Source organism: Nitrospiraceae bacterium (assembly GCA_035623075.1).
Lineage (GTDB): Bacteria > Nitrospirota > Nitrospiria > Nitrospirales > Nitrospiraceae > DASPUC01.
Map to the genome: position 1 here is coordinate 186,461 of DASPUC010000022.1, position 12,568 is coordinate 199,028.

The 12,568-nt window shown below is 55.8% G+C and carries 15 protein-coding genes; 12 read left to right on the forward strand and 3 right to left on the reverse strand.

The window, feature by feature from the left end:
* Nucleotides 1-8: 8 nt before the first annotated feature.
* The 11 genes from VEI50_05655 to VEI50_05705 all read left to right on the forward strand — a co-directional run bounded on the left by VEI50_05655 (nt 9) and on the right by VEI50_05705 (nt 9,780).
* Nucleotides 9-1,637 carry an ATP-binding protein gene (locus VEI50_05655; protein HXX74592.1) on the forward strand — a complete coding sequence of 543 codons (1,629 nt, stop codon included), beginning with the start codon at nt 9-11 and terminating at the stop codon, nt 1,635-1,637.
* The gene (locus tag VEI50_05660; GenBank protein HXX74593.1) at nt 1,627-3,030 is read left to right on the forward strand and encodes a sigma-54 dependent transcriptional regulator; all 1,404 of its coding nucleotides are present in this window, start codon (nt 1,627-1,629) and stop codon (nt 3,028-3,030) included. The genes VEI50_05655 and VEI50_05660 overlap by 11 nt, the downstream gene beginning before the upstream one ends.
* A gap of 658 nt (nt 3,031-3,688) precedes the next feature.
* Nucleotides 3,689-4,711 carry a sugar phosphate nucleotidyltransferase gene (locus VEI50_05665; GenBank protein HXX74594.1) on the forward strand — a complete coding sequence of 341 codons (1,023 nt, stop codon included), beginning with the start codon at nt 3,689-3,691 and terminating at the stop codon, nt 4,709-4,711.
* A gap of 98 nt (nt 4,712-4,809) precedes the next feature.
* Nucleotides 4,810-5,157: a hypothetical protein gene (locus VEI50_05670; GenBank protein ID HXX74595.1), complete on the forward strand. Its 348-nt coding sequence runs from the start codon at nt 4,810-4,812 to the stop codon at nt 5,155-5,157.
* A gap of 141 nt (nt 5,158-5,298) precedes the next feature.
* Nucleotides 5,299-5,709: a response regulator gene (locus tag VEI50_05675; protein ID HXX74596.1), complete on the forward strand. Its 411-nt coding sequence runs from the start codon at nt 5,299-5,301 to the stop codon at nt 5,707-5,709.
* Nucleotides 5,710-5,724: 15 nt separating this feature from the next.
* Entirely contained in the window at nt 5,725-6,234 is a 510-nt protein-coding gene (locus tag VEI50_05680) for a hypothetical protein (GenBank protein HXX74597.1), read from the forward strand.
* Between the two features lie 103 nt (nt 6,235-6,337).
* Nucleotides 6,338-7,738 carry a Si-specific NAD(P)(+) transhydrogenase gene (gene sthA, locus VEI50_05685; protein HXX74598.1) on the forward strand — a complete coding sequence of 467 codons (1,401 nt, stop codon included), beginning with the start codon at nt 6,338-6,340 and terminating at the stop codon, nt 7,736-7,738.
* A 73-nt stretch (nt 7,739-7,811) separates the two neighbouring features.
* Complete coding sequence (locus VEI50_05690; protein HXX74599.1) at nt 7,812-8,339, forward strand: hypothetical protein; 528 nt, start codon at nt 7,812-7,814, stop codon at nt 8,337-8,339.
* A gap of 38 nt (nt 8,340-8,377) precedes the next feature.
* Nucleotides 8,378-8,941: a hypothetical protein gene (locus VEI50_05695; protein ID HXX74600.1), complete on the forward strand. Its 564-nt coding sequence runs from the start codon at nt 8,378-8,380 to the stop codon at nt 8,939-8,941.
* A gap of 52 nt (nt 8,942-8,993) precedes the next feature.
* Nucleotides 8,994-9,476, forward strand: a complete 483-nt coding sequence (locus VEI50_05700) for a hypothetical protein (GenBank protein HXX74601.1) — start codon at nt 8,994-8,996, stop codon at nt 9,474-9,476.
* A gap of 97 nt (nt 9,477-9,573) precedes the next feature.
* Nucleotides 9,574-9,780, forward strand: coding sequence for a DUF2934 domain-containing protein (locus VEI50_05705; GenBank protein HXX74602.1), 207 nt, complete (start codon nt 9,574-9,576; stop codon nt 9,778-9,780).
* A 167-nt stretch (nt 9,781-9,947) separates the two neighbouring features.
* Here VEI50_05705 and VEI50_05710 read toward each other — a convergent pair whose 3' ends face one another.
* The 3 genes from VEI50_05710 to VEI50_05720 form a co-directional block, all read right to left on the reverse strand.
* The gene (locus tag VEI50_05710) at nt 9,948-10,631 is read right to left on the reverse strand and encodes an HAD family hydrolase (GenBank protein HXX74603.1); all 684 of its coding nucleotides are present in this window, start codon (nt 10,629-10,631) and stop codon (nt 9,948-9,950) included.
* 132 nt (nt 10,632-10,763) lie between these two features.
* Nucleotides 10,764-11,324, reverse strand: a complete 561-nt coding sequence (locus VEI50_05715; GenBank protein HXX74604.1) for a DUF3365 domain-containing protein — start codon at nt 11,322-11,324, stop codon at nt 10,764-10,766.
* A gap of 37 nt (nt 11,325-11,361) precedes the next feature.
* Nucleotides 11,362-11,571, reverse strand: coding sequence for a hypothetical protein (locus VEI50_05720; GenBank protein HXX74605.1), 210 nt, complete (start codon nt 11,569-11,571; stop codon nt 11,362-11,364).
* A gap of 143 nt (nt 11,572-11,714) precedes the next feature.
* Here VEI50_05720 and VEI50_05725 point away from each other — a divergent pair, with 143 nt between their 5' ends.
* Complete coding sequence (locus tag VEI50_05725; protein HXX74606.1) at nt 11,715-12,281, forward strand: hypothetical protein; 567 nt, start codon at nt 11,715-11,717, stop codon at nt 12,279-12,281.
* The last annotated feature ends 287 nt before the right edge of the window (nt 12,282-12,568 follow it).

Consider the following 12,568-nt stretch of genomic DNA (forward strand, 5'->3'; position numbering starts at 1 on the left):
AGGACGGGATGACGAGCAAGATCAAACGGTTCAACGGGGTGTTGGCCTGGGTCATGGTCTCGGGGATCGTCCTCGTAGCCCTGACGATCGCGGCGGTGAATCTGCTCGACCGGCTGGTCATCGAGCAGGCCGCCGCCCAAAATCTTCACGCCGAGTTTCTTCGTGCCGCAGGTTCCGTGAGCCGCATCATCGGAAAATCAGGAAACATCCATGACCTCGACGCACTGCGGGAAGCATTCCAAGACATCTTCGAACTCAGGCCCGGCATCCATCGACTCTCGGTCTATGAGATCACGCCGGTCTCCACACGGTTGATCCTGAGCAGCGATCCAGAGGCCGTTCCCGATACCCTCAGCCTGCACGAACAAACAGAACTTACGGCCGGCCGCTCCGTGGCACATTTCGATGACTCCTTGGTCGACCGGGCCTGGCTCATCACGGCTCCGATCCGGCTGAACGGTCAGATTGTGGGCGCATTACGCGGCCGCTATTCAGTGTGGAAATATGATCACTTGATACGGCAAGAAGGGCGATTGGCCAAAGATGTCGGCATAGCCGCAGTGACCATCACCTGCCTGGTCTTCCTTCTGCTCATCCGGATGAAAGTCCACCAACCGATCCGCCAGCTCTTGCAAGCCATGCGACGCGCTGAGGGAGGAGATTTGACGAGCCAGGCTCCTCTCGTCGGACCATCCGACCTCCAAGACGTTGCCGGCCAGTTCAACCGAATGCTCGGTCGAGTCAGGGAGGCCCTTGCCGTCAAGGAGGCATTGCTAGGAGAGATCCAAGGGTTCAACGACATGTTAAAGAGACGAGTGGCCGAGACGAAGGAGGAATTGCACCGGGCCAACTCGATGTTGGTCGAAGCGCGTATCCAAACCGAGCGCGCCGAAAAATTAGCGGCGTTGGGGGAACTGTCCGCCGTGATGGCACACGAATTGGGAAACCCGCTGAATGCAATATCCGGCCACCTCCAGTTGTTATCGAAACAAGCGGATCGTCAGGAGCGTTATCGGCATTTGACCATCATTCGTTCTGAGATTGATCGGATGGTGACCATCATACAGCACATTCTTGAATCGACCAGGCTGCAGGTACGATCAGCTGCAGTCGACCTCAACGAGGTTATTCGAGGAGTCGAGGGTTTGATCGCACCAAGCCTGTCCGGAAAACGCATTGTGTTCAAGATGGACCTGGCAGCGCCGCTGCCCTCCGTTGGCGGGGATCAACGAGCACTCCACGGTATGATCTTCAATCTGGTGACCAATGCCATACAAGCTATGCCTGACGGTGGAGAATTGACAGTAAAGACCCTCTATGCCATTGATGAACGGATACAAGGGACGATCGTCCTTCGCGGAGACGCAGCGTTAAAGAGAGGCGCCGTCCGTCTGATCCTACAAGATACCGGCTGCGGGATCCCATCCGATCATGTGGCAAAGATATTCGAACCGTTTTTCACCACACGGCATAATCGCGGCGGGACTGGGTTGGGGTTAGCGATCTGCCATCGAGTGGTGTCGTCAGTCGGGGGGAGGATGGCCGTGCACAGTGTCGTTGGCCAGGGCACCTGCTTCACTATTGATCTGCCGGTATGGGATGATTCTCGCACAGGAGACCAGCACCATGAGTCGTGATCACCGTCTTCTCATCGTGGACGACGACACCCGCAGCCGGGAAATGCTGGCGGAAGCGCTTCGGCAGGCCAATTTCGAGATTGAACTGGCCTGTGACGGAGAGGAAGCGATCGATAAAGCGGGACACAGCGAATTCGACGCGGTCTTCAGCGACATCAAAATGGCTGGGGTTTCCGGCATGGAGGTGCTGGAGACGTTTCGGACCGTAGCCCCTGAGACGCCCGTGATCCTGATGACCGCCTTTGGGTCTGTGGAGACTGCGATTCAGGCTATGAAACAAGGCGCGTTCGATTACATCACGAAGCCAGTGAACCTCGATGAGCTCATCCTGGTGGCTCATCGCGCGGTCGAACATTGTCGGCTCGTCCGCGATCATCGTCATCTACAAAAGGTGTTCAGTGAACGCCCGCGGGCAGCCTCTACGATCGGGCAGAGCCGCAAGATGGTGGAGGTGTTTAAAGTCGTTGGAAAGGTTGCCCGCAGCCGGACAGCGGTGTTGATTCACGGCGAGAGTGGGACAGGGAAGGAACTGATCGCCCGGGCGATCCATGACAACAGCCCCCGTGCAGCTCGGCCTTTTGTCGCTGTCAATTGCAGCGCCATCCCGGACTCACTGTTGGAGAGCGAACTGTTCGGTCACGTGAAGGGGTCTTATACGGGCGCCCACGCCTCCCGAAGAGGGTTGCTGGAGGAATCCAGCGGCGGCACGTTCTTTCTTGACGAAGTGGGGGACCTGTCCCAGGCCGGCCAGGCTAAATTGTTACGCGCCCTTCAAGAGGGAGAAATCAGGCGAGTCGGAAGCAACGAAGCCGTTCCCGTAGACCTTCGGGTCATTGCGGCCTCGCGGCGCAGTCTTCATCAACTGGTCAACATGGGACGATTCCGCGAGGATCTCCTCTATCGCTTGAATACCGTCACCATTACGTTGCCTCCGCTCAGAGAGCGACCGGAGGATATTCCCTTGCTCGCCGAGTTCTTTCTTGCTCGTCATAGTACAGAGAAGCAGGCCGAGACTGCTTCTCTGTCTCCCGGTGCGATGCAGGCCCTGCTCCACTATCCTTGGCCCGGCAACGTGCGCGAACTGGAGCACGTCATCGAACGGGCCGTGGCGCTGGCCACCCACACGGTGTTGTCTTTGGATGATCTCCCTGCTGAAATTCGCAACGGTGAAGGCAGCCGCACGGATCAGTTGGAGAATTTGCCAGGCACACTGAGCGCTCTCCAACGCGAGCACGTACTCAAAGTTTTAGATTCAACTGGAGGCAACAAAGAACAGGCCGCTCGCTTGCTTGGCATCAGTAGGCGAACGCTCTACCGTTGCCTTGATCGATACGGGATGGGCAAAGACTCCTCGTCATCCACCTCGGAACCCCTCGACTCGGCTACCTCGTAGTCGTTTGTAGTCACTACGCTCAGTTTCTACATCCTCGCAGAATCCTGAGGTATTGTGTGTCGACCTGGCATCGATTGACACAATGACACATCAATAATTTGAGTTCTCACTGGGTTTATCTTGCACATTGGTAGTTCGCATCATTCATCGAGCCGGCAGAAGCGCATCATGATAAACGCCCTGGCATCAGTATTGCTGTAACTTGCTTGGCATCGGAACCGACTCTGCACATGAGGGCTTGTAGTGAACATATCGACAGAACCGAGATAAATCAGTAAGGAGGCCGCATGTCTTGCAAACGCTGTGGTGGTTTGATGGTCGTCGAAGCTTCTTGCGATCTCATGGAAGATGCCTGCTCCACGGGAATAGATCCACTGCGATGCTTGAACTGCGGAAACCTCGAGGACGCCGTCATATGTGCCAATAGAGTGGCCCCTCAACCGCAGAATGACATGCGGTCACGAAGAGGGAAGGCCAGAGGACCGAGAATCGTTCAAGTGGGTTGGCTGCCACAAGCAATATAACCGGAAGGTGTCATCGCGGAGTGCCCACGCGATTATGCCCCTCCCCTCCTGGAGGGGCCCCTTCCGCCAATACCGTTCGAATATGCACACAGTGAACTGTGCAATTCGTTCGGGCGAACCCAACGGAGGTGAACGTGAACACCACAATGGGATCACTATGGGGAATCGTATTAGCTGGTGGGGATGGACTGCGACTCAAAGAATTTGTTCGCGAGCACACAGGTACTGAAGCGCCTAAACAGTTCTGTGCCTTGATCGGCACGCGAACCATGCTGGAGCGCACCGTACGACGAGCACGGTTGCTCATCCCATCGGAACGGCTCGTGGTTGTTGGCACAGCTCATCATCGACGATATATGTTTCAAAGTTTCGGCAAGAAGCCTCCCGGCTCGGTATTGTTTCAGCCGCTTAACCGAGATACGGCACCGGGCATTCTCTTCCCTCTTGTGCATATTCTTCGAAGAGATCCCTATGCACTGGTCGCCATTTTTCCATCCGATCATTTTGTATTACCGGGCCGACGTCTGATGCGCGCTGTGGGCGAAGCAACGGATTTTCTGGTACGCACTCGTTCCGACTCCCCTATCGTGCTGGCCGTTGAACCAACATCTCCGGAAGTGGAGTACGGTTGGATGAAGCTCGGCCCATCGATCTTGTCGGATGGACCGACATCGATCTGCCATGTCGATCGATTCGTGGAGAAACCCTCTGAGGAAGCGGCTGATGTCATGCTGCAAGACGGTTGGCTTTGGAACACGATGGTATTCGTGTCGCGGGCTGCCTCACTCATGGAGTTATTTCGAGAAGCAGTGCCGGATTTGGTCGCCTACTTCGAAATGCTTCAGCGGTATGTCGGAGACGCCCAGGAACATGAGATCGCCAATGAAGTGTATCGCATGATTCCCACTGTAAATTTCGCGGCGACGGTTCTCGCGCGCCAATTCTCGCGCCTGCTCGTGCTACCGACCACGCATGTTCAATGGAGCGATTGGGGAAAGAAGGAACGGATTCTCCAAGCCATGTTTGACCTCGGCCAACGTAGGTACCCGTCGGTCGCCGCTGCTCGCGCGGGTTTGGTTTTCTCGACGAGTGCCCGTGACATCGAGAACAGCATCGATCGCAACCGTTCCTGGCCGAGTTTGTCCGCCAGCGCGTGACTGGAATGGCAGACAGGAGGCTGCCTCCGGGTGAAAGACGAGAATGGTATTCGGACAGCAGGTGGGCAGCTGCTTCGGTACCCTTGAAGGAGGGCGCTATGGGGCCGAGTCATAAATTCAACCGTACCGCCATCGCAGCAACCGGTCTCAGCCTGGTCGCTACACTGGTCGGGGCTCAACCTCATTCCGATCCGTCCGCTTCCAAGACCGTCACTGGGGAAGTGTCCACGGTCGAGGGCGAATTTCATATGGCCAAGACCCCTCAAGGCGAGGACATCCTTGAGATCGTGGACAAGTCCTATGTCGTCACGACTCGGACAGGTGAAGAGCTGCGTCTGGAACTCAGCCGCGACACGAAAGTCCCCCAGAGAGCCAATCCCGGGGACAGGATCGAAGCCAGAATTTCGCAGGAAGGCCATACCCTTTCGGTGACGCGGATCGAGTAGCAGTTTTGTGAACTCATCGTCGAGTGGAAGTCTCCAGACTTACAGGGCGGGAAATTCGAGCCAGATCTGTTTGCCGTGAAGGGAGAGGGTGTGATCGAGTCGTTCGACCATAGGGAAACCTACAGAAGAGAGGAGGAGCTCATGGATGGATATGGCAAGCGGGTTCTTGTCGTGGACGACGACGAAGAGGCCCGGCAGTTTCTCGCCGATTTGCTTCAGCAGGCGAAGTATAACGTCCATCTTGCCGCTGACGGGCTTGAGGCTTTGCACGAGATGAAAAAAAGACACTTTGATGCGGTACTTACGGACTATTACATGCCGCGGATGAACGGGATGGAATTCTTGGTCCTCAGCCAAGTGGTCTGGCCGAATACCCCGGTCATTCTTCTCTCCGGTGATACCGAAGACCTCGTCGATCACGCAGCCGAACGGGGAGCGTTCTCATGCGTCCGCAAACCGTATAACACCCAACATGTACTCAGCGTGCTTCGTTCGGCAACGCTGCAAACGCCCGAAGATCGTTGGAAGCAGACGATCGCTCGCGTGTCCTGATAGAAGGAGAGCGTAATGCGGTGGCACGTTTATGTCGCAGCGACTCTCTTGAGCGGATGCCAGGGGATCCAACCACTCGATGAGACACGGGCGTCGAAAGACGCGGTCTTCGTGAATTCGTGGAAACAGTACACCCATTGCCAGTCGAGCCCCCATGTGACTCAGAAGTGGCAGGACGCTCAACAGTTGAATCGCGCTGTTAGCCTCATGGATCAAGCTGCGCGTGCAGCTCGGTTACTGCCTGAAGTCATCGAGCAGACATTGGCGGATCCTCCTCCCCGTTTTGCGGTGGACCCCAAAGCCATGGCTGCTGCGTGTACCTTGTTGGCCGGACAAGCCGCTCAAGACGAAGGACACTCCGGATTCGCGGAAGAGATGTTTAGTTTCGTCGTCGCCAACTTTGCTGAACCTCGATATGCCTACTACAGGGAGCAAGCCCAAATGGGCCTCGACCGCATTGAAGAAGCCATCGAACAGGTTATAATCGCATCGACCAGTCAAACGCCTGACTTCGTCCCGGATTGAAGAAGAGTCTGACGTCCTCTCCTTCGCCCGTGATCAGGAATTGGACACGGCCAGAGCTGGGAGGCATGACTTCCGCCCTTAGAAACGGTATGAAGGCGAACTGATGGCGCCAGCGTACGATTTCGATCTCCTGTGTATCGGCAGCGGGCCGGCCGGCCAACGTGCGGCGATCCAAGCCGCGAAACTGGGAAAGCGAGTCGCTGTCGTCGAACGCCGACGCATTCTCGGCGGGGTCTGCGTCGAGACCGGGACGATTCCCAGCAAGACCTTTCGCGAGGCAGTCGTTTCCTTCGTATCCACAGCGGATCATATTGAACATCACCTGGGAAATCATTTCGAAAGCCGACCCACGACGGCTCAGTTGTTGACGCGTGTCGAAGACGTGACGACACGCGAAGTCGAAGTGGTAGCGGATCAGCTTCGCCGAAATGATGTCGCACTGATTCAAGGCCAAGCTTCCTTCAAGGATACGCATACCGTCGTCGTTACAAACGAAGACGAATCGAGACTCATCACAGCCGCCAACATCTTGATCGCGGTCGGCACGGTACCCGCGCGACCTGATGGTGTACCCGTCGACAGACAAGTCATTCTCACCAGTGACGATATGGTGAAATTGGGGCGACTTCCTCGGAAGATGGTCGTGATCGGAGGAGGTATCATTGGTGTCGAATACGCGTCGATGCTGGCCGCGCTGAAGATCAACGTGACGCTGGTGGATAAGCGGACGCAACTCCTCGAGTTTCTCGATTCCGAAATTGTTGAGGAATTGATGCACCAAATGCGTAATCGGAACGTTACCTTCCGATTGGGTGAGGCGGTCGAACGGCTGGAATTGACTGAAGATCAACCGCGTCGCGCCGTGATCACCCTGGAGTCCGGGAAGCGTATCGTGTCGGAGTCCGTGCTCTATTCGATCGGGAGGATCGGTGCAACAGATCCACTCAACCTTGGGGCGATTGGTTTAACAGCTGACAAGCGCGGACGGTTGAAGGTCGATGCACAGTATCGGACGGAGGTGCCGCATGTTTTTGCCGCGGGAGACATCATCGGCTACCCCAGCCTCGCTTCCACATCAGCTTCGCAAGGCCGTCAGGTCGCTTGTCACGCGTTCGGAGTCGAAGTGGAACCCCTCCCCGAGCACTTACCCGTTGGCATTTACGCCATTCCTGAAATTTCCATGGTAGGACCACCTGAACATGAGCTGACTGAGCAGCACGTTCCCTACGAAACCGGCGTCGCCCGATATCGAGAGATCGCACGGGGACAAATCCTCGGCGACGACAGCGGTCTGGTGAAGCTCCTCTTTCATCGAGAAGACCGGCGTCTCCTCGCGGCCCACGCCATCGGCACCGGGGCGACCGAACTCATTCATATCGGGCAGGCTGTGCTCGATCTGGGCGGGGGGCTGAATTACTTTCTACGCGCGGTGTTCAATTATCCGACCTTGGCGGAGTGTTACAAAGTCGCAGCGCTGGATGCGTTTAACAAACTGTCGATGTAACTATCTGCATCAGATCGGAACATCGTGAGGAGCCGAACACCCTCTTGCGTATTGGAGCCGGAGGCAGCCCCGCATGAAGCGGTCCGTTCCAACGCTACCGGTCGTTGGTCTCTACCTTCTCATCTCTGCTTGCGCAAAGGTAGACACCATCCTGTTGACGAACGAGACATTTCCGCCCAAGAACTCCGCCGACGAGGTGGCCGTGCTGCAGCAAAACCCAACGCGACCATATCGAGAAATTGCGGAATTGCGGATCGGCGATACCTCGCTGAGCTTCGGCAGCTTGCAGCGAAAGATCTTGAGTCGGGCGGCGACTCTCGGAGCCGATGCCGTCGTGTTTGACAAGCCACAAACTCAAACGACTCATGAAATAGCGTATGAGCCAGTCTATAACCCGTGGGGCTATTACAGTCCATACTATGGCAGTCCTTGGGGCTATGGCGGCGGATATGGTGGCCCATTTGGAGGATGGGGCCCGTGGGGAGGAATGTACTCCGGCAGCGTTGCAGTCCCGTACGACGAGACGATTAGAATGCTCAAGGGAACAGCCATCCGCTATACAGAAACGGCGAACGTGAACGATCTTAAGACAGATCAATGAACTCGTTATCGCTAGGGCTTTACATAGGTTGGCGACTCATGCCCAGCCGCTCGCCAAGAAACACCATCCGTCCCAGTCTCACCATACCCTGCCGGATCATTTCATCGGACCATTCGTTCATCGATACTGCCGGCCACGGACTACTCTTCTGTGCCTGTGCGATGCTGGTCGGGTGTGTGTCAGTGCGTGTCGAGCCGTTGACCCATGAGTCGTATCCGCCGCGCAACAATCATATTCCTGTGCAGTGGCTGGAGTCCGAGCCCGGTGCTCCGCATATCGATCTGGCCCGGATTATCGCGACGAGCCAGACTGCGGATGAGGACCAGATGCGCGACAAAATCTTGGCTCGTGCAGAATCGATGGGAGCCGACGCGGTGGTGCTGGGGAGATCGGACGTTTTGGAATCCATGATGGGGCCGAGTCCTCTCTATGAATCGACCCTCGGACCGACGGCGGACAGCTTCAGCCCCTACGCAAGCGGCTGGGGGTGGTGGAATCCCTTCTACTACGATCCCTGGAGTTTTGTACAAGGAGCTGCTGACCAGACTGGGCGAACAGAAGTGTTGACCGGGACGGCCATTCGTTATGTAGCTGGGAAGTAATCTGGAATGTGGACTACACTAAGTTGTCGGAATTGCCCGTGAAGGAGGACCTATGAAGGTACGAAGACCGTGGGTCTTAGTCGGAGTGCTTGCAATAGGTGCCACTGCCTGTGTCGGTACAAGCCATGGAGAGCACAATAATCTCGGGCCAAGCGATCCGGTCGTTGACCTTTTAACAAAAGGCATTACCCAGCTGAACGGCAATATCAATGCACTGTCGAAACGTATGACCGACGCACAACAGATTTCGACCAAAACACCTCCCGTGCTGCAGGACCTGCAGGCTCTCGATTTATCTGGCTGGCAACTGCACCGTCAACAATGGGTCTTACAGCGTGATCATCTGGTTTTGGCCCGGGATAGCCTCCAGCGGGCATCCGCTCAGCCTGAACAGAAGAAGCAGTTGCTGGACCAGTGGCGGCAGCACCAGCAAGAGTATGCGAAAGCCCTTCAGGAACTCCGTCAACAGCGACAAAACCTGGAGAATAAGCATCTAGATGTGGAATCAGGTTTGATCGAACAGGGGCTTCAGTGATTGGTGACACTTCATCAGAGGAGAACCATCTCCCTGCTGATGCCGAGGGATTGGTACTTTGGGCGTGATTGATCTTGAACAAGAAAGGAGCATGCCGATGAAAAAACAACGTCAAATTCAGAAGCTGATTAAGGGCGCGCGCCCCGACGAGAGAGGCAACCTCAATGGATCTCACGGGGACATCGTGCACCGTGTTGCAGCGGCTGCCTATGAACTGTATCAGCAGCGCGGCAGAGAAGACGGCCATGATGTGGAGGATTGGCTGAAAGCCGAAGCGATCGTGAAGGGCCAATCAGTACACTAAAGAACAGCTTCCCTCTGTCGCTTGGTGATGCAAGCAGGGAGAGCGTCTCTTCGTACCGTAGTCGTGTGTTCGTTGTTCGAGCCGCTCGTCGGGTGCATCCCACTTCTGTCGTCGTGCGCCTAGGGTTCCCCGCTGTAACCTGATGATTTAGTGCTCGCACGATAGGGTTATTCGGAGCGGGCGAGGGCATGCAGTGTTTGAAGATCGTACTGAAGCAGGTCACCGACCTGCTCGATAGCAAGGTCCGGAGCAGGAAGACCGGCGATCGCCTGGGGATCTCTCGCATAGTGACCTTGTCGGGGGAAAACCGTGGTGACGCGGCTGCTCCAGCTTTTCTTGACTGCAGTGAGAATCCGTAGTTTGTCGTCCACAAGAATGTAGTGATCGGCCTGAAATCGTCGCTCAACGTCATCCAATTCCTGCTCCTTGTGAATGTAGATCAAGACGTTGCCGTTGACAGCGGCGTACAACCCGGAACGTTCGATCTTCCACGGTTGAAAGACAACGTCGCCATCCGACAAAATCACCACCTTACCCCAATGTTTGACATGATCGAGCACACTCAGCGCCTGAGGAAACAGCCGGCTCGCGAACGGATAGTTGATGAGGAACCGCGAGACTGTCAGCACGTGAGGATCGCGGGGGTATTCCACACGATACTGTTGCAGCGCTCTCAAATAATCAGCATAGCCCAAATCGCTGCGTAGCCGCTCGAAGATGGTCCAATAGAGCTGTTCTCGCTTGAGACCTACTTCCCGTTGCAGGTGTTCTTTCAGATCGGCAGTGACCCGATCGTTGTCCAGCAACGTATTATCGACGTCGAAGAGGAATACCACCGTCGGTAATGACATGACGCTCCGCTTTGCCGGTCCCGCCAATTATCATCTGCGAAATTGTGACCTCTCCTCCGTTTTCACGGGGCAGAGAACGTCACACACATGATGGAGTGAGTTGCCCGCTCACGCGGGGTACGGGACGATTGATCACAGTCTCAGTCTAACCACGATCGCTCCCATCACATCTCCCTTTTTGAAATCTTGTTTAACACTATTAGGATGATGATTATGGCAGTCCACGCAGCTCTGTTCGATCGCAAGGTCAGCGGAAAGCCCCTTGAACTCTTTCCCATCGTTGAATGTCAGGACTTTCAGCTTGGGATCGGCCAAGAGTTTTTTCAGAGCCTCCGCCTCCGCCTCGGTCTTGGGAAAGTTTGACGTATACAAAGGGGTCAGCGACACAAGGCCCACATCCACTCCTTTGACCAAGGTTTTCAGTTCCTGCCCTGCCACCTTCACGAACTGAAACGGAAGCATGATCGAATGGCTATCTTTCACCCAATCTTCTTTGGCTTGGATGTTCACTTGCTTGACCCGCTCTGTGACAAACTCAACATAGACCGTGCGGAACGCTTGGACGGTGGCGAGAAGATATCGAACCAGGAGGTCATTAGAAACTTCCGCCGCCCCCGACAACGGCATCACCAACACTGCCGCGAACATAAACCATTTCACAACAGCCGGCTTTCTACCTAGTGGCCACAGCATAGTTGCTCCTCCCATCAGATTGCACTTTCCTTACCTGTCACAGGTTCAATACTGCTCCGTCCACTCGAGCTTCTTTTAGGATGGGATCCGGCGACGATGCCAAGCGATAGGCCACCGTCTCTTCGCATCGACCGGTGACAGTGTGCCGGCTTTCCCCTTCCCAGTTCCCTCGGCAGGAGTATTCCTCAACTGTAAAGTCATTGTCGAGGGCCTCGATCCTCAGTTCCCGGTACGCGACCGTACGCACAGTGCGACCTGTGCGGGACCGCTCAAATTTTCCCCGTTAACCTCTAAAATGCAGGCCATTTTCGCCTTTCTCGATTGGCACATGCTTTGCTGCCGTCTGGACGGAGGCGTATGGCTATAGATCGGTCTAAGGAGGGCTCCACCGTGCGGACGTGGTTGAACAAATGTGGTGACCGGGAACTATTCTGGGTGATGCTGGCATTAACGGGCTTGCTCGTGTTCGGGTTTACCGTATTCGCCAGCGCTGCGCCGATGGGCCCCAACGATTGGGAATTGGCGACCGTGGTAGCCGGGCATGATGCGGCACCGGAAGTGGAACGGAAGCTTGGCCTATCCCCCTGCCTGGTTCCAAACTCGACCGGAGATACGATTTCTTATTTGTACAACGTAGCAGGAGCTAAAGGTTCAAGCTATCTCCGACTTGACGTTAATGCCCATGTGGATGCAATCACAGTGTCCCAGGACCCTCCCATCGCGGGAGTATGCTACGCCCCGATACGCACATCCCTGCCGATCAGAACCGCGAAGGGAATTGAACTTGGCGTGACCATCGACCACGTCATCAAGCTTTACGGCGAACCGACCGCCCGTTTTAGCGTTGGACCGATGGCACGGCTTCGTTACGAGGCCATGTATGATCGCTCGTACGAGTGGAATCTCGTGTTCAGACACGGGCGTCTGGTCGAGTGGACAGTCGCGACCGAGGATTAGCCGCTAGTCAGTCTCCCGGTACCGAGCCTTCACAACGTTTCAACGCTTCGAAGGAGTCTCCCTGCGTATACGGCTCCATCGCTGCCGCATCTTCCCGTTCAATGCGACTTTGCTCCCCTTCCCACGCGGAAAACTCTGTCGGAGCATGTGGGAACATACAGACCCCAAGGCGCAGTCTCAACGGACACCACCTCCGGCGTATCAGAACGTTATCATCGTCCGTGTCACCGTCATGTTCCGGCACTCCCTCTGCTTGAACCATTCACCTACGGGGGAGGATAATTCAT